This window comes from Polyangium mundeleinium, assembly GCF_028369105.1.
Taxonomy (GTDB): Bacteria; Myxococcota_A; Polyangia; order Polyangiales; family Polyangiaceae; genus Polyangium; species Polyangium mundeleinium.
In genome coordinates this window covers 10,312,397-10,328,641 of sequence record NZ_JAQNDO010000001.1, presented here as the reverse complement: position 1 = coordinate 10,328,641, position 16,245 = coordinate 10,312,397, and the positions used below count along the sequence as shown (strand labels likewise).

The window sequence follows — 16,245 nt, the reverse complement described above, 5'->3', positions numbered from 1 at the left end:
CGATCAACGTGGGACTCGGTACTCCATGCGAGCATCGAGGAGACGCGGCTGGGGAATGCTGGGCCTGCTGGTATGGGGCTGCGTTGGGGCATGGATGACGGGGGCGTGCGGAGCGCCTCTCGATCCGGGGCCTGCCGATTCGTGCTCGACTCCATCCGACACCCCGACCGACACGTCGACCGAATGCGCGGAGCCCACGTCCGAGCCGTGCAAGCTTTACCGCATCCCGCTCGTGGGAGACCCGACCATGAACGTCGCGCTGCGCAGCAAGTACATCGCCGCGTTCGGCAGCGCTTGTTACATGTCCGAGGGCGGTACGTTCGACTGCTTCTACAAGACGTGGGAGGACGCGTGTGAAGAGGCCGTAAAGATCGGCGAGGTGTCGGGAAATGCGCCGTACGACGAGGGCTACACGTGTCAGCCCGTCGCCGGCACGGAGGACTACTCGCTCCAGGTCGGCTCGGATCCCGCGAACAAGATCCCGATCACCTACGCGGACGCGCCGCTCGCGACGTCGCTCATCGAGATCAAGAGCGTCCCGACGGAGGTGAGCGGTCCGTACCGGAACTTGGTCGAGGTCACGCCCATCAAGCCGGAGAAAGATTTCTACTGCTCCAGCGGCCAGGTCGGTGACGACGGCAAAACCCTCAGCCAGAGGGACTGGATCCTCAAGGTCAACCGCAAGGCGCACAAGGGCGAGATTCACTCCGATCTCGCGGGCTTCACGTGGCCTTGCAAGGATGAGAACTGCAAGCCAACGACGTGCACGGAGAAGCTCGTCCTCAAAGATCCGGCTGATCCAAAGACGCCCGACAACGACCCAGATCTCCCGCAGGTGCACCACGTGGTGCCCAGGAAGGACCTGCGCGGTTGTCCGTGGGGCACGAACGCGTACAAGAACGCGGCCGTCATCTCGCGGAGGCTCAACCGCTTTCTATGGTACAATTACCCGCCGGAAAAAGAGATGGCGCAGATCAACAACGTTCCGCCGTACACGCCATGACGCGGTAGGCGGACGCAGGCGGCGGGCCGCGTTGACGCCGAGACCCACGGGGTGTAGCCGAGGCAACATGATCGAACGGGTCACCCCTCGCTTCGGACATCTCGTCTTCGATCGAGACGCCATCGTCCGCGCCGCGCTGCGCGCTTACATGGAAAGATGGCTCTACGTCATCGGACGCTTTAGCTTCCCGGCCTGCTACGGCGCGATGTGGGAGGGCGACCTCCAGCGGGGCGCCATCTACAACGACGACGGAGAAGGAAACTACGAGGTCGTGGCGTGGACCGAGGCAGGCGTCGTTGGTCTCGCGTGCGAGCTCGGGTGCGGGCCGATCGAGCAGCTCCGCCTCTCGCTCGACGCCGTGACCGGCGGCCCGGACGACGTGCGCGGGGCCGTGCCAGGGCTCCCCGCCGAGCTCGAGCCCGCGTTCGTGATGGCCGTCGGCATGCTCTACGTGGGGGAGGAGCATGGGGAGAGGCAGGCCGGCGTGGGCTTCTGGCTTCACGGCGATCGCGTCGGCGGCACGCTCTTCGACAAGCCGACGGCCAACGGCGCCCGCCGGCTGGCCGCGTGGGGCTTGCTCCACAAGGGGCGGCTCTTGCCGCTGTCGTGTGAGTCGTATCGTCCACGCCCCGGGTGGATCGTGACGAACCACGACCGCCCGCAAGACGCCCCCGCCCACGCGGTCATGGACGCGGTGGTCGACCGCGCCCTGAAAGGCCCCACGGAGTTCACGCCCGCCGAGCTCGAGACGCTCCTCGTCCCCACGCCCGACCCGAAGCGGGTCCTCGGCATCCAGCGCAGGCTTCAGAAGGTGGGCATCACCTGGCCCGGCTCGCCCGAGATTCCCGAGGAGCCGGCATAACGGCGGGAGCGGGAGGGGGAGGGGGAGCGGGAGCGGGAGCGGGAGCGGGAAGGAGGACGTGAGGCGGGGGAGCGCTCAGGCTGGGGTCGGGGCCTTGGCTTCCGTGGCGGGCGCGGGAGTGGTTTCGGGGCGCGCTTGTTTGTTCTTGCGGCGCTGGTCGGCGGCCTTCTTCGCGTACCGGGAGCGGTACTCCAGGGTCTTGTGGAAGGCCGCCTGCACGGACGGGTCGCCGTGCAGGGCGGTGGCGTCGACGAATCCGCCGATGCGGCTGATGTCGGCCTCGCGCGCGTCCTCGTAGTAGACCTCGCTCTCCTGGAGGACCTCGGCGAGCTTGAGGACATCCTTCTTGAGCGCTCGGATCTCGTCGAGCGTGGCGGTCTTGTCGAGGACCCTCTGCCACATGCTGGGGTGAATGCCGAGGGTTTCGCCGTACTGCGGGATGGCCTTCGAGAGTTCGTCGAAGACCTCCGAAAAACCAATCTTCTCGCGTTGCGCGCCCGCGAGCTTGCCATTGGCAAGGTCCACGAGCTTCGGGCGAACATTCGAAACGTCGATGATGCTGGGGCCCATATAGGGAGCGATCGTGTCGTTCATGAAAACCTCCATGCCCGCACCTTCATGGCAAGGAGCGGGCGTTGTGGGGTGGCCGCAAGGTAAGCAGAGGTTGGATGCGGTCATCGGCGGAACCTTTGCTCCGTCGACGGCCGCGTGGAGGGCCAGGTCGTGGTGGGGGGAATGCGCGGACGCGGTTCCGGAGGTCCAGGACGCCGGGGGGAATCGTGCGGACGCGGTGGCAAGGGTGAGGACGCGGTTGGCAAGGGTGAGGACGCGGTTGGCAAGGGTGAGGACGCGGTTGGCAAGGGTGAGGACGCGGTTGTCGAGGGCGAGAGCATCCGATGGGATCGCTCGGACACCGTTGCCAAGGGCGAAGACGCGGTTGCCGAGGGGGTGGAGGCGGTTGCCGAGGGGGTGGAGGCGATGGGGAATCGATCGGACAGCGTTGCCAAGGGTGAGGAGGCGGTCGGGATCCGTGCGGAGGCGGTTGCCGAGGGGGAGGACGCGATGGGGAACCGCGCGGACGCGATGGGGAGGAGGCTCGAGCTCGGTTACCGAGGGCTCGGGCACGGAGAGGGGAGCGGCTCTTGCGAAGAAGGGGATCCCGAAGTACCTCGTCCGGCACTATTTCCGGATGCAGACGACGGAGGTCGCGGTGGAGAGGGGGCGGCGTTCCGGGGTCGCGCGGAGGGGAGCCACATCACCGGGAAGTTCCACCAACGCCACTTGGACAGGTCCGCAGTAAATGTAACCGACAAAGGATGCTGGCCCTGCCCTCTGCGCATCGACAGTGCAAAGCTGAGTTCTCAACGCCTACGTTCCTATGGGATTCTCGCGGGAGGCTGCTGCCCGAGCTGTTGGGCGAGCCCGATGAGAATTCCTTCGGGACCCCGGATGTAGCAGAGCCGGTAGATGTCTTCGTAATTGACGACTTCATCGACCACCGTCGCACCGAGCTTGCTGAGCCGGGCGAGGGTGTCGTCGATGTCCTCGACGGTGAACATGACGCGCAGGTATCCCAACGAGTTCACGGGGGCTGTGCGGTGATCGGACGCGATGGCGGGGGCGTCGAAGCGCGAGAGCTCGAGGCGGCTGTGGCCGTCGGGGGTGCGCATCATGGCGATCTCGACGCGCTGGCCGCGCACTCCGGTGACGCGGCCGGCCCATTCGCCTTTGATGGGCATGCGGCCTTCGAGGGAAAGGCCGAGTTCGGTGAAGAACTCAATGGCGGCATCGATGTCTTCCACCACGATGCCGACGTTGTCCATACGCTTGACTGTCATGAGGTCTCCTTGGCGTATAACGATCTGCCGATGAACCGCGGATGTCCGCGCGTAGCGCGCGTAGCACGGGCATCCGTCGGATCCATCGGCTTGTTCGGCGGCTCGTCCCGCGACTCGTCCGGCGCAAGTTCCTCATCACGCGGGGGCGCCACTGCTGAGGCCCCGATCGCTGGGGCTCTCCGGGGAAGTCCACAGTTCTGCGCGCGGCCATGCATCCCGCTCCCGCTCCAGCTTCCGGCACGCACCGACGCGCAGGTGGAGCCTTCTCGGGTCAGGGCACGAGCTTGGTGATGAAGGTGCCGAGATCCGGCGGCTCGTTTGACTTCACCGCGAGCACGACATGGCCGGCGCCGTCGAAGGTGGCCGCATGGGGGGGGAACTGATGGCTAATCCCACCGAAGCCGATGCCCTTGCTCGCGAGGTGGCCGCCCGCCGCGTCGAACATGGCGACGAAGATATCGTATAGGTCGCTGACGAGGGGTCCGCCGCCGAGATCCACGGGGGTGGAGTAGGAGTATCCGGTGATCAGCACACGCCCCGCCGGGTCGACCGCCACGGCATTTGCGAACACGCCGCCTGTATCATCGCCGAAGCGCTTGCTCCACACGTGGTTGCCAGCTGGATCGAACCTGGCGAGGAAGGCATCATGGTTACCGGGGCTGACGAGCGGTCCACCGCCGAAATCGATGGTGCCGGAGAAATATCCGGCGAGCAGCACGTTGCCTGCCCCATCCACGGCGACGCTCTGGCTGCGCTGGAGGCCGGGAGCACCGAAGCGCTTGCTCCAGAGGTGGTTGCCGTTCGGGTCGAGCTTGGCCACGAACACATCGAAGCCCCCACCGGAGGGGAGGACCCCGCCGCCGAAGTCCACGGGGCCGTCCAGCGCCCCCGTGAGCAGGATGTTGCCCGCGCCGTCGACCGTCGTATCCCAGACCTCGCCCCCCCACCCGCCGTCAAAACGCTTGCTCCAGAGGTGGTTGCCGGCGGGGTCGAACTTGGCGACGAACAGGTTCAGTTCTTTGCAAAGCTGCCCCGGGGGCACGGAGGCGCACGGGGTCTGGAGGGGCCCGCCGCCGAGATCCACGGTGTTGATGAAGGCCGCGGTCAGCACCACGTTGCCGCCGCTGTCGACCGTGACGTTGGCGGGCAGGGTGAACGGGTTCGTCGAGATGATGGCGTCGAAGCACTTGCTCCACAGGTGGTTGCCGCTTCCATCCAGCTTGGCCAGGGCGTAGCAGCCAAAGCCTTGCGGCTGAAGCGGACCGCCGCCGAAATCCACCGCGCTGCCGGAGAAGCCGGTGATCACGAGATTGCCCATTCCGTCGGCCGCGATGGCGTGGCCATCCTGCCATTTCGCGTCGCCGAAGAGCTTGCTCCACAAATGATTGCCGGAAGCGTCGAGCTTGGCGACGAACATATCCGACCCGCCCGCGGGGGTGAGGGGTCCACCGCCGAAATTCGGCGTGAAGGACGTGAACCCGATGACCGCCACATGGCCGGACCCGTCGACCGTGATGGAGTCGGCGGCGTGTACGTGCGCCCCAGGGAAGCTCTTGCTCCACAGTGTCGTCCAGGCGCCCGGCCCACCGCCCGCGCCCCCGGCGCCGCCCGCGCCCCCGGCGCCGCCCGCGCCCCCGGCGCCGCCCGCGCCCCCGGCGCCGCCCGCGCCCCCGGCGCCACCCATTCCGGTCGACGAGCTTGCGCCGCCCGCGCCGCCCGCGCCCCCAGCGCCACCCATTCCGGTCGACGAGCTTGCGCCGCCCGCGCCGCCCGCGCCCCCAGCGCCACCCATTCCGGTCGACGAGCTTGCGCCGCCCGCGCCGCCCGCGCCCCCAGCGCCACCCATTCCGGTCGACGAGCTTGCGCCGCCCGCGCCGCCCACTCCGCTCGACGCGCTTGCGCCGCCCGCGCCTCCCGTACTCCCTGTGCCTCCGGCGCTGCTCGCGGACGACGAGCTGCCCCCGGAGCCCTCGGATGAGCTCCCATCGCAGCCGAACAGGGCCAGCGAAAGCACCGCCGGACCCAGGATGCTATTTCGAGAAACGCTCGCAACGCGCACAGAGACCTCCACGACTTGATGACCGCGCCTGCGGGCGCCACTGGGCGCCCAGGACCTCGCAGCATCAGGTGTCAGCTCGCACGGATGTATTCACGCCTCCCGGCTGCGCCGCGTCACGGATGGGGTGGGGGGTCGCTCGACAGGATGGAGCCCGGGGCCGCTGGCGCCGGAGCGCGGCCTGCACCGCTCCGGGCCCGCGGGCCTACTCATCGGACGGCGCCTTTGGCCATCGAGATCAAGACGCGGGCCGCATCGCGCTGCCGCTCGGGTCCTTCCGGGACCGGCGCGCCTTCCAGCGGTTCGCGTGCCCAGCAGCACTGTCCGTCTTCCTTGCGGACGCGCCGGAGTGTTCCGATCGCTCGCCCTCGCAGCTCGACCCGATAGCCGAAGGCGACGCCGCGGAACCTCACGAGGCGGCTCACACGGGAACCCGCAGTTCGACGTGGGTGACGCCTTCGCGAAGAATCTCCGCCATCGGGTCCCCCGTTCTCGTCTGGACCAGCGCCACGACGCCCTGTTCTTCGAGACGGATGAGCGCCGGGAGGATCACCCGCTCATAAGAAAGGTGCGGGAGCTTCTCGCGCAGCCGGGCGACTAAAGATCGACCACGACCGACGGGCGAACGGTCGGCGCACGCGGAGCCTGTGCTTTCGCAGGCTTGACCGCGGAATAGGAGCAGACCGATGATCACGATCTGGAGCCCCTCGATTCCCGAAGTCAGCCAAGCCGCCCGCGCCTCCAACCCGAGCGACGCGTATTCGTGTACCTGCAAGCTTCCGCCGACCACCGCCCCCACCGCTGGCGCCCACGTTGCCACCCCGAACAGCAAGGAAGCGCTCGAGGTCTGCGCGCGCCTCGACGAGCCGGGCGAGGAAGCCTGCCCCGGGCTTGCCCTTCGGATCTTTGGCCATGTCTATACATGGGCCGGTCGATGGTAGAGGTGACTGCCGTTTTTCGCGTTGGGGTCGATTTGGGACCGAACGGTGATGTCGGCCACGGTTAGAAGTGGTCTCATCAACCTACTCGCGCCCCGAACCGTCGGTCAGCCTCGCTCGAAATCCGCGTAGGATTCCTCGCTTCGCCCTCCCTAGCTTCGGGGCGCTCCCAACGGTTTATGAGACCGCTTCTAGAACATTGAGCGGTTCTTGAACCGATCGATATTCTAGAGGGGCGGCCCCTCGGGATGGACCAGCGTCAGACGCTTCTCCCGCAGTCGCGCTTCTTCGTGACAGTGCGCTTCCATCTGCCGGACCAGCTCTTCCGTGAGCCCGAGCTTCGTCGCCATGCGGATCACCATGGCCCGCTCCCGTTCGCCGAACTCGCCATCGGCGCTGCAAGCTCGGATCGCATCGTACACGAGAAAGCGCCGGCAAGCATTCGCCACCGGATCGCCCGAGATCATCGGCTCGATGTCCTCGTCCGCCTTGTAGGACTTCAGCGCGTCCAGCAAGGTCTCCGATGCGCCCAAAGCAGCAAAGTGACCAATGACCCAGTCCCTCTCCTCGGGCGCCAACGTGCCGTCACCATTGGCACAGATGAGGACCGCCTTCACATAACATACAAAGGCATCGTCCGATGGAATCGAGCCGAAGCCAGCCTTGTCCTTGAACAGCCACAAAAAACCGCGCTCTCGATTGGTCGTCATGAATTCACACCTCGGTGCCTCGGCGGTCGCCGTCTTGTTCAGGCCGCCAGGCTGGTTCCTCATCCAGTGGTTCGCGTGACTGTGAACACGTCCGCGCCCACGCGCGGGAGCTCAACCCCGCATGAGGCCAGCCCAAGACGGTGGGCGAGGACGTGGACGTGGACGTGGTGGGGGGACCGCGTGGACGCGGTCGGGCGCTTTAGAGGGGCGGCCCCTCGGGATAGACCAGCGTCAGCCGCTTCTCCCGCCATCGTGCTTCTTCGCGCCAGAGGGCTTCCACCTCTCGGACCAGCTCTTCCGTGAGCCCGAGCTTCGTCGCCATGCGGATCACCATGGCCCGCTCCCGTTCGCCGAACTCGCCATCGGCGCTGCAAGCTCGAATCGCATCGTACACGAGAAAGCGCCGGCAAGCATTCGCCTCCGGCGTCCCCGAGATGACCTGCTCGATGTCTTCATCCGCCTTGTAGGATCTCATCGCGTCCAGCAAGGCTTCCGGTGCGCCAAAAGCAGCAAAGTGACCGATGACCCAGTCCCTCTCCTCGGGCGCCAACGTCCCATCACCATTGGCACAGATGAGGACCGCCTTCATATAACATGCAAAAGTGTCGTCCGACGGAATCGCGCTGAAGCCAGCCTTGTCCTTGAACAGCCACAAAAGCCCGCGCTCTCGATTGGTACTCATGAATTCACACCTCGGTGCCTCGGCGGTCGCCGTCTTGTTCAGGCCGCCAGGCTGGTTCCTTTTCCCGTGTGTCGCCGTGGATGTCAACCCGCGTGCGCCACGCGCGGGAGGTATCGAGGAAATTGCCTCCAAAAAAGCACGCGACGCGTGGCTCGCAGCCGACACCTGCCGCTGGAGGGCAGCGTCACGCGCGCCTGCGCGCCCTTCTACTCCGCCACGCAGCGCAAGTCGTACCGGACAGGATCCGCAGCGCCGGTTTTGGACATGCGGTTGGAGGACCCGTCGAAGCCCGGCACCTGAAGGACCGTTGGTCCTGGACGAACCTAGATGTTCATGGGCAAACCTGGGTTCGTCCGCGGAGAGGGTTCGTCTTGACCGGCCGATGATCCAGAGGGTAGGCTCGCTGCCATGAAGTACCTACTCCTCGCAAGCACGGTTCTCCTCGCTGTCTCCGTCTCCTCGGCGGCTCTGGCCGATGAGCCCGACGACCCCGGCGCTGCGACCAAGATTTACAGCGCTCCCCCGCCCACGGAGCCTATCAAGGTGCCCGAGGTCATGAAGATCCCGTACACGGATTTCAACACGGACCGAGCTCTCATGACGCTCTACCATGCTGCGACCAGGAAGCGCCTCCTGGAGGCGCAGGCGCTCGAAAAGGCGGGTAAGACGCAGGAGGCTCTCGAAACGTATCAGGATGCCTATGCGCACCAAGGTCTGCCGGATACGCAGCTAGAGCTTGGCTTCGCCCAGGCGAGGGCTGGTATGATGCTTCCCTGTGCGCGGAACATTCAGGCCGTTATAGCTTTTTGGACTTTGCGAGATTACGCCCTGCATCCCGTCGAAGAGGTGAGGTCGGTCCTGGCCTACTGCGCGAAGCGCGTCGGGACGATCGCGCTTCGGGTCAACATCCCCGGCGCTCGCATCACGGTGGACGGGGAGCTGGTGATGGATTGGCCCTACCACGACGAGTTCTACGTCGAGCCCGGAGGCCACGAGATCAAAGCGAACGCTTCCGGGTACTGGATGAACGAGACGCATGTCGACATCAAGGCCGGGGAACGAAAGGAACTACGGATCGCGATGCAGCAGCGGATCCACAGTCAATATGTCGCGTTCCCGGCTGCGCCCATGAACGTCTCGATCCACGCAAACATATCGAGGACGTCGAAGGACGATCCGCCGACGTGGCCCAAGGGCCTCATGGTCGCCAGTGGCGTCGGCATGGGCTTGGGGGTCGCGGGGCTCGCAACGGGTCTCGTCTTCGTGAACAACGCGGAGTCGAAGTCGAGCGCAGCGACATGGACGGGGGTCGCTGCCGCTGGAGGAATGCTCCTCGGACTTGGAGTGACGGGCCTCATCATCGGGATGGCCAACCGTCCCGAGCCGCCCCCTCCGAACGTCATCATCACGCCGCAGTTCGCAAAGGGCGAGGGCGGCGTGCAGCTCTCCGGCACGATGCCGTGACGGCTCCGTGGCGTCGAGCCGAGGGGCTTCACTCCGCCACGCAGCGCAGGTCGTACCGGACGGGCTCCACCTTTTTCGCGCTCCACGACGGGAAAAAGGCGAACGTGAGGTGCTCGAGATCCTCGCTCAGGCGGATCTCCTCGAGGTCGCCCGTCTCGACGCTGCCCGACGTGCCCGCGGCCGACGGCTCGCGGTCGATGACGACCTTGCCGCCGCAGCCGAGGGAGACCAACCCGGTCGAGAGGACGATGCAGGCGAGGCGGGCAGGGAACGAAAGCAATCCCATGGCGAGTCGTCCCCTCGTGCTTCAGCACCCCTTCATGCAGGTATCGAACGTGCCGCCCGGGGTGGGGCTCGCGATCTCCGCGCACGTCGCGTTCACGATACACGCCGATTCACACGCAAATTGACCCGTGCATTTGTCCGGGTCCGGGTCCGAGCAGACGAAGTTGCATTCGCTGCAGAGCTTCTTCGCCGCCGCGGTGCACTGGTTGCCGCCGCCGCACTCCGCGAGCGCGTCCTCTTCGATGTCGCAGCCGTCGAACGCGAACGTCTCGCCGTCGCGGCACTCGGCCTCGCTCTCGACGCAGACGAGCCACGCGTCGTATTTGTCGGAGCAGCCCTTGCTCTCCGCCAGCGTCACCGTGCTCTCGATGTCGCTGATGCAATCGTCGCGCTCCGCCTCGGTGCACCCCTGGCACGCGCACTTGAGCTCGCAGATGTCCGAGGCCCCGGGGCCGCAACCGCCCGCCGATCCGGCGAACGACGCAAACCCCACGCCGAGGGCGAGCCACGCGCCGAGCCTCGCGAGCGGGGAGGGACGACGTTGAACCCCCTGCCGATTCTTCGTTTTCATCGAAATCTTCCTCCCCCTCACGGACTACCGGCGCCGGCGCCGGCGCCCGATCCCGAGCCGCCGGCGCCCGAGCCGCCGCCGCTCGATCCCGAGCCCGAGCAGGCGATCACGCAATTGACGTAAGGTGAATTCGGCTGCGGGTTCGAGAGATCGTCGCAGCTCGCCGAGAGGCCGCAATACGCCGCGCACTCGTCCCCGCCCGTGCACGTCGAGGAGCCACCGCCGCTGAGCCCGCAGGACTCGCGCTTCGCGCGCTCTTCCTGGCAGGGCGTCTTGATGAACGTCGACGACCGCTGCGAACAAGCCCGGAGCGCGTCGACCGCGGCCGCGCAGCTCGACGTGACGAAGGCGCCGTTCTCGCAGCTCCCTTCATCGACGTAACACGTGAGGTACGCCGAATACTCGTTCGCGCAGCCATCGTGCTCCGCGAGGCGCTCGGCGTCCTCCACGTCGTCGGTGCAATCTTCGGTCTCGCGCTGGCTGCATCCCTGACAATCGCAGCGCGTCTCGCAATACGACGCCGTTTCGCTCTGGCAGCCGCCACCGAGCGAGGCGAGCGTCGCGACGAGCCCGGCGAATGTCGCCGAGAGAACGCTTCGGAAGGACCCGAGTCCCCGTGTTTCACGCATGATGACCCCTCCGCTTCTGCCTTGGTTCACGGCGCCGTGGGCTTGTTCATGTCCTCGCAGGACATGGGCCAGTAGCCCTTCACCTTCGGCTCGACGCACGCCATGCACGCGTTCGAGAAGGTGCGCGGCGTGGTGGAGGGGCAAGGCGCCTTGATGCAGCGAATGCCGTTGTCCATCTCGCCGCAGACGGGCTGCAGCTCCTTGGTACACCCCGCCGCCTTGCGCGACTCCTCCGAGCACGCCTGGAACGCGAGCCGGCCCGCGGGTTTTTCCTCGGGCGGGGGCGCCTCCGCGCCCGTCGGCTTGTCCGTCTGGGCGGGCTCGGCCGTGGGCGCCGGCTCCGTGGGGATCGTGGCGGTGGGGGCCGTGGTGGTGGCCGCGCCGTCCGTCGGGGGCTGCGTCGAGGCACAGCCGAGGGCGAGGGCCGAAGCGATAAGCGTGAGCGTCAGGGAAGCCAGGATTTTCATGTGGGCGGCGCGTGTCTAGCCGTTTTCCCTAGCCGCTTCAAGGCGAGGCTATACTCGGATCCATGCTCTCCCCGCGCACCCCGTCCTCCGTCTTCGTCGCCCGCCGTCGCGCCCTCGCCGAGCGCTCGCCGAACCCGGCGCTGCTCGCGGCCGGCCTGCCCCCCGCGCGCCAGTACCGCGCGAACACGTACCCGTTCCGCGCCAAGAGCCACTTCCTGTACCTCGTCGGCGAGCACATCGCGGGCGCGGCCCTGCTCGTGACGCGGGACCGGCAGATCCTGTTCGCGGAGCCGGAAGCCGAAGGCGACGCGCTCTGGCACGGGCCACGGCCGTCGTTCGAGGAGCTGCGCAGGGCGCTCGCCGTGGACGAGGTCCGCGCGCTCGCCGACCTGGATGCGGCCCTGCGGGATCTCGGCGCGCCCGTGGCGACGCTGCCGACCGAGGACGCGCGGAGCGCCGCGTGGCTCTCGGCCCGGCTCGGCCGCGTGATCACGGCCTCGGGCGGGGACAAACTCGAAGCGGGCAGCCCGGATGAAGCGCTCGCCGAGGCGATGATCGAGCTGCGCCTGCGCCACGACGAGGCCGCGATCACGCAGCTCCGCGCCGCGGGCCAGGCGAGCGCGCGGGCGCACCTCGCGGGCATGCGCGCGACGCGGCCGGGGGGCACGGAGGCGGAGGTCGCAGGCGTGATGATCGGCTCGTTGCGGCGCGAGGGCTTCGAGGACGCCTACGGCCCGATCGTCACGGTCCACGGGGAGGTGCTGCACAACGAGCACCACCACGGCGCGCTCGCCGCGGGCGACCTCTTGCTCGCCGACGTGGGTGGCGAGACGCCCGAGGGGTTCGCCGGCGACATCACGCGGACCTGGCCCGTCTCGGGCACGTTTTCCCCCACGCAGCGCGCGATCTACGACGTCGTGCTCGCCGCCCAGCGCGCCGCCGTGGCCAAGGTTCGTCCCGGCGTCCGGTACCGCGAGGTGCACGAGACGGCGAAGCGCGTCGTCGTCGAAGGCCTCTGCCACCTCGGGATCTTCCGCGGCGATCCGAGCGGCCTGCTCGAGCGCGGCGCGGCGGCGATCTTCTTCCCGCACGGCATCGGGCACCTGCTCGGGCTCGACGTGCACGACATGGAAGACCTCGGCGATCGCGCTGGCTACGCGCCGGGCCGCGTGCGCTCGAAGGCGTTCGGCGACTGCTATCTCCGGCTCGATCGGGACCTCGCGCCCGGCATGGCCGTGACCATCGAGCCCGGGTTTTACCAGGTCCCCGCGATCCTCGGCGACGCGCGGTACGTCGGCGCGGTCGGCGACGATCTCCGCCGCGACGTGCTCGCGCGCTACGCCGACGTGCGCGGCATCCGCATCGAGGACGATGTGCTCTGCACGAGCGGCGATCCCGAGGTGCTCACCGCGCTCGTCCCGAAGGACGCGTCCGAGGTCGAAGCCGCGATGCGCGGCTGACCGGAAACCGCCTCACTCCCGGTACGGATTCGCCGCTTCCACGTACTTCCGCTGCGCGCGGGCCTTGTCGATCCCTTTCGGCTTCGCGGCCACGTCCTTCTTCGCGCCGGAGATCGTGCTCGTCTGCTCCTCCAGATCCTGGGCGAGCACCTCGCCTTTGGTCCCGCCCCCCGCGGCCCTCGCCCGTTCGGTCACCTCGCGCAGCGTCTTCTCCTGCGCCGCGAGCTTGGCCTCCGCCTCCTCGGTGCGGCCTTGCTCCAGGAGCTCGTTCACGGCGTCGAGCGTGTCGGCCGTTCGCGTCCGCTCGATGCGCGTCGCGATGATCGGATCGAGCTCCGATCCCGCCTCCCCGTCCGCGCCGATGCGCACGTCGAGCTTGCCGTTGCACGAGCCTTCCCCGCCTGTCTTCCGATCGTCGAACCGGAGGCGCACGTCGGCCACGGGCGTGATCCCTTCCGCGTCGGCGGGGACCCGAAGTTCGAGCAGCAACGTCTTCGTGTCGCTCGCGGAGAAGTTGCCGAGCGGGACCGTGAGGCGTTGCCCGTTGCGGCTGAACGAGCGATCGAAGACGCGCGCCAGCGTGACGCCTTCGGCGAGATCGACGGTCACGGCGGCCGAGACGGCGACCGTGTTGCGCAGCTTGTCGGCCTCGGCGAGGAAGACACGTTCGAGCGAGGCGGCGTCTTCGATGAAATGGTGGCGCCCGCCCGAGTGCAGCGCGATCGCGCCCATGATCTTCTGGTTGTAGGACGTGCCCACGCCGATCGTGCTCACGCCGATCCCGGCGTCTCGGGCCGACCGGGCGATGGACTCGAAGCCCGGGACGTCGCGCACGCCGGCCGTCGCGTCGCCGTCGCTGAGCACGATCATCCGATCGGCCGTGCCTTCGCTCCGGCGGAGTTCGTCGACGCCGGCCTGGATCCCGCACGAGATGCACGTGTCGCCGCCGAGGGAGATGTTCTGGATCGCGGACCGGATCACCTGGCGGGTCGAGGTGTTCACGGTGGTCATGGAGACGTCGGTCGTGGGGCGCGTGTCGAAGGAGATCACGCTGACCCGATCGCCGTCTTCGAGGCGATCGACGGCCGCGTTCGCCGCCGCGAGCGCCCGCGGGAGCCGGTCGCCTTTCATCGAGCCGGAGCGATCGATCACGATCGCCAGGTGGTTCTCGGCGACGCGCCTGCCGTCCTCGGCCCCGTCGGCGTGGACCTCGACCATCACGTACGTCGTCCGCGTCCCGCCTTTTTCGAGCCGCCCGTGCCCGAGCCGGCCCTCCATCCGCAGCGTCGTGCCCGTGCTGAAGGTCGCGGCGACGTCCTGGGCCGCCGTCTCTGGCGCCACGTCGCCCACCCGCGCCTCCGGGGCCGCGCCGAGCGTCGTGGCGCCCGAGGTGGCGGGGGCGAGGAGGTACACGGACGAACCCGACACCAGCATGCCGAGGGCGCTCAGGAGGGCGACGCTTTGGACCTTCATCGGGGGACCTCGACCCGGCGCTGGGGAGAGGCGCGCGCGGGACCTCTACAGACGTACCACGGCCCGCAAAGATCCATCGGCCGGCCGGGCGGCCGCCCCCGCGTCAGCGACCTTCGTTCGAGGCGCGCAGGATGCCGAAGCGCTCTTCCGGCGTGCTCACGGCGTGCAGCTTGCCGTGGCGGACGTCGAGCACCGCGAAGACGTGCCCCGGGCAGATGCGGCCGAGGCGGCCTGCGAGCAGGCTCAGCATCACGCTCGTGCGGCGTGGCGTGAGCGGCTCGCCGCGGAAGTACATCTTGATCACGTGGGGCGTCTCGTCGATCGCGAGCCCGAGCTCCGGGGCCACGTCGACGTTGTGGGCGCCCATGCGATAGCTGGTCCGGGGCGGATCGAACCATTTCATGGTCCCCGTGGCGAGGAAGCGCCGGTAGCCCTCGATGACGCGCGCGAACACGCGGCGCTTCTTCTCGCTCGGCTCGCGCGCGGCCACCGCGTCGAGCGTCACGGGGAGCAGATCCTCGCGATGCATCGCCACGATCGCGTCGCGAAGTGGATGATAATAATCGGGGGCCGAATCTCCCTTGCGCTCCTTCAGCGGATCCCCGTCGCCGCCTGCACCAGCTTCGAGCACGAAGTCGACGAATCCCGTCAGCGAGATTCTATTCATGATCCCTCCGCCACATCCTCAAGACAAAGCTGCCGTATGGGTACCGGCACACGCTTCCATACCACGGATCCCCCCGCGCCGACGGGCCATGGCACATTTCCTCTGACGAAAAATGTCCGTGCGGACCACCACACCGGGGCCGATGCGTCCAAGTCAACACGATCCAGCGTGGAAATCGACGCGCCCAGGAAAGTGGAGCGACCACCCCTTGCGGGCCGCCCTTTCGCGTTACAGGGCTTCGTACATCGTCGAGAACGCGGCTGCTTCGCCGCGCAGGAGCACGTCGAGGCGCGGATTCGGCACGTCCTTCGCGGTGTGGAGCTTCGCGCGCGGCACGTCGAGCATCGTGATCACGTGATTCGGATAGAAGCGCGAGAGCCCGCTCGTGAGCAGCGCGAGGGCCACGGCGCTGCGCTTCGCGGCGAGCGGCTCCTGGCGGAAATAGAGCTTGACGAGGTGGGGCTTCTTGTCGATCACGAAGCCGACCTCGGGGTTCAGGTTGATCTCCAGATCGCCGAGCTTCATTGCGCCGTGCGGGGGCTCGAACCATCGCTTGTCGCCCGAGGCCAGAAACTTCCGGTATCCGGCGACGACGTGGGGATAGATACGTCGTCGCTTCTCGTCGGTCTGCGCGGCGATGACCGTGTCGAGGACGGATTCGCACTCGCCGCGCCGGTGCATGGCCACGATGCCTTCCCGGATCGGGCGATAAAAGTCCGTGCTCAGCTCGTCCTTGCGTTCCTTGTATTCGCGGACGCCGGTCAGCTTGGGTGTCCCGGATCTCAGCACGAAGTCGACGAAGTACGTCAGCGAGACCTTCTCCATGGGGATCCTCCCGTGCGGCTCCGTCTCGGAATGTCGACCCCCCCGAGGCCGACATCACGATTCCACATTTATCACGAACGTGATTCGAATGCTGCCCCCTCGATGGGGTAGATGCGACGAAGAATGTCCCACGTGAACATGAGATGTCCGGGATCGAGTGTGCCGCTTCCGCATCCAAGACGGCCTCTGCGGAGCGTTCGCGGACGCAATATGTCCCATGCGCTGGAAGCGTTGCATCAATGAGATGCCACAGAATGTCCGATCGACCCTCCGCCGGTCGAGCGATCGGTCTTTTTCGATCCGAGGGGTTGACGC

The 16,245-nt window shown here is 67.5% G+C and carries 18 protein-coding genes; 5 read left to right on the top strand and 13 right to left on the bottom strand.

From position 1 onward, the window contains the following. The first annotated feature begins 247 nt into the window (after positions 1-247). Complete coding sequence (locus tag POL67_RS40815) at positions 248-1,003, top strand: hypothetical protein (RefSeq protein WP_271926369.1); 756 nt, start codon at positions 248-250, stop codon at positions 1,001-1,003. Between the two features lie 67 nt (positions 1,004-1,070). After that, positions 1,071-1,865 (top strand): hypothetical protein, encoded by a 795-nt coding sequence (locus POL67_RS40810; RefSeq protein WP_271926367.1) that lies wholly within the window; start codon positions 1,071-1,073, stop codon positions 1,863-1,865. 75 nt (positions 1,866-1,940) lie between these two features. Here POL67_RS40810 and POL67_RS40805 read toward each other — a convergent pair whose 3' ends face one another. The 4 genes from POL67_RS40805 to POL67_RS40790 form a co-directional block, all read right to left on the bottom strand. Beyond that, a complete protein-coding gene (locus POL67_RS40805; RefSeq protein WP_271926366.1) occupies positions 1,941-2,459 on the bottom strand; it encodes a hypothetical protein in 519 nt (172 codons plus the stop codon). A gap of 782 nt (positions 2,460-3,241) precedes the next feature. Next, complete coding sequence (locus tag POL67_RS40800) at positions 3,242-3,703, bottom strand: VOC family protein (RefSeq protein WP_271926365.1); 462 nt, start codon at positions 3,701-3,703, stop codon at positions 3,242-3,244. A gap of 271 nt (positions 3,704-3,974) precedes the next feature. Then, the gene (locus tag POL67_RS40795; protein WP_271926363.1) at positions 3,975-5,717 is read right to left on the bottom strand and encodes an SBBP repeat-containing protein; all 1,743 of its coding nucleotides are present in this window, start codon (positions 5,715-5,717) and stop codon (positions 3,975-3,977) included. Between the two features lie 463 nt (positions 5,718-6,180). Continuing rightward, positions 6,181-6,453: a hypothetical protein gene (locus POL67_RS40790; RefSeq protein WP_271926361.1), complete on the bottom strand. Its 273-nt coding sequence runs from the start codon at positions 6,451-6,453 to the stop codon at positions 6,181-6,183. On the opposite strand from POL67_RS40790, the gene POL67_RS40785 reads away from it, so the two are divergent. Beyond that, positions 6,446-6,700, top strand: coding sequence for a hypothetical protein (locus POL67_RS40785; RefSeq protein ID WP_271926360.1), 255 nt, complete (start codon positions 6,446-6,448; stop codon positions 6,698-6,700). The two genes, POL67_RS40790 and POL67_RS40785, sit on opposite strands and share 8 nt — an antisense overlap. Before the next feature lie 224 nt (positions 6,701-6,924). Here POL67_RS40785 and POL67_RS40780 read toward each other — a convergent pair whose 3' ends face one another. Both POL67_RS40780 and POL67_RS40775 read right to left on the bottom strand, forming a co-directional pair. Then, a complete protein-coding gene (locus tag POL67_RS40780) occupies positions 6,925-7,407 on the bottom strand; it encodes a tellurite resistance TerB family protein (protein WP_271926359.1) in 483 nt (160 codons plus the stop codon). A gap of 199 nt (positions 7,408-7,606) precedes the next feature. Next, entirely contained in the window at positions 7,607-8,089 is a 483-nt protein-coding gene (locus tag POL67_RS40775; RefSeq protein WP_271926357.1) for a tellurite resistance TerB family protein, read from the bottom strand. A 408-nt stretch (positions 8,090-8,497) separates the two neighbouring features. Here POL67_RS40775 and POL67_RS40770 point away from each other — a divergent pair, with 408 nt between their 5' ends. Then, on the top strand, positions 8,498-9,553 hold the full coding sequence (locus POL67_RS40770) for a hypothetical protein (protein WP_271926355.1): 1,056 nt from the start codon (positions 8,498-8,500) through the stop codon (positions 9,551-9,553). Between the two features lie 28 nt (positions 9,554-9,581). Here the strand turns inward: POL67_RS40770 and POL67_RS40765 are convergent, their stop codons facing one another. From POL67_RS40765 to POL67_RS40750, 4 genes are read right to left on the bottom strand one after another with little or no spacing between them, the layout of a single operon-like run. Next, complete coding sequence (locus POL67_RS40765; RefSeq protein ID WP_271926353.1) at positions 9,582-9,839, bottom strand: hypothetical protein; 258 nt, start codon at positions 9,837-9,839, stop codon at positions 9,582-9,584. 21 nt (positions 9,840-9,860) lie between these two features. Beyond that, positions 9,861-10,409, bottom strand: coding sequence for a hypothetical protein (locus tag POL67_RS40760; protein WP_271926352.1), 549 nt, complete (start codon positions 10,407-10,409; stop codon positions 9,861-9,863). A gap of 17 nt (positions 10,410-10,426) precedes the next feature. Continuing rightward, on the bottom strand, positions 10,427-11,038 hold the full coding sequence (locus tag POL67_RS40755) for a hypothetical protein (RefSeq protein ID WP_271926350.1): 612 nt from the start codon (positions 11,036-11,038) through the stop codon (positions 10,427-10,429). 26 nt (positions 11,039-11,064) lie between these two features. After that, positions 11,065-11,505 (bottom strand): hypothetical protein, encoded by a 441-nt coding sequence (locus POL67_RS40750; protein WP_271926348.1) that lies wholly within the window; start codon positions 11,503-11,505, stop codon positions 11,065-11,067. A 62-nt stretch (positions 11,506-11,567) separates the two neighbouring features. On the opposite strand from POL67_RS40750, the gene POL67_RS40745 reads away from it, so the two are divergent. Next, complete coding sequence (locus POL67_RS40745) at positions 11,568-12,965, top strand: aminopeptidase P family protein (RefSeq protein WP_271926346.1); 1,398 nt, start codon at positions 11,568-11,570, stop codon at positions 12,963-12,965. Positions 12,966-12,977: 12 nt separating this feature from the next. Here POL67_RS40745 and POL67_RS40740 read toward each other — a convergent pair whose 3' ends face one another. The 3 genes from POL67_RS40740 to POL67_RS40730 all read right to left on the bottom strand — a co-directional run bounded on the left by POL67_RS40740 (position 12,978) and on the right by POL67_RS40730 (position 15,930). Then, a complete protein-coding gene (locus POL67_RS40740; RefSeq protein WP_271926343.1) occupies positions 12,978-14,438 on the bottom strand; it encodes a vWA domain-containing protein in 1,461 nt (486 codons plus the stop codon). A 103-nt stretch (positions 14,439-14,541) separates the two neighbouring features. After that, positions 14,542-15,105, bottom strand: coding sequence for a hypothetical protein (locus tag POL67_RS40735; protein WP_271926341.1), 564 nt, complete (start codon positions 15,103-15,105; stop codon positions 14,542-14,544). A gap of 228 nt (positions 15,106-15,333) precedes the next feature. After that, positions 15,334-15,930 carry a hypothetical protein gene (locus POL67_RS40730; protein WP_271926340.1) on the bottom strand — a complete coding sequence of 199 codons (597 nt, stop codon included), beginning with the start codon at positions 15,928-15,930 and terminating at the stop codon, positions 15,334-15,336. Positions 15,931-16,245: the final 315 nt, after the last annotated feature.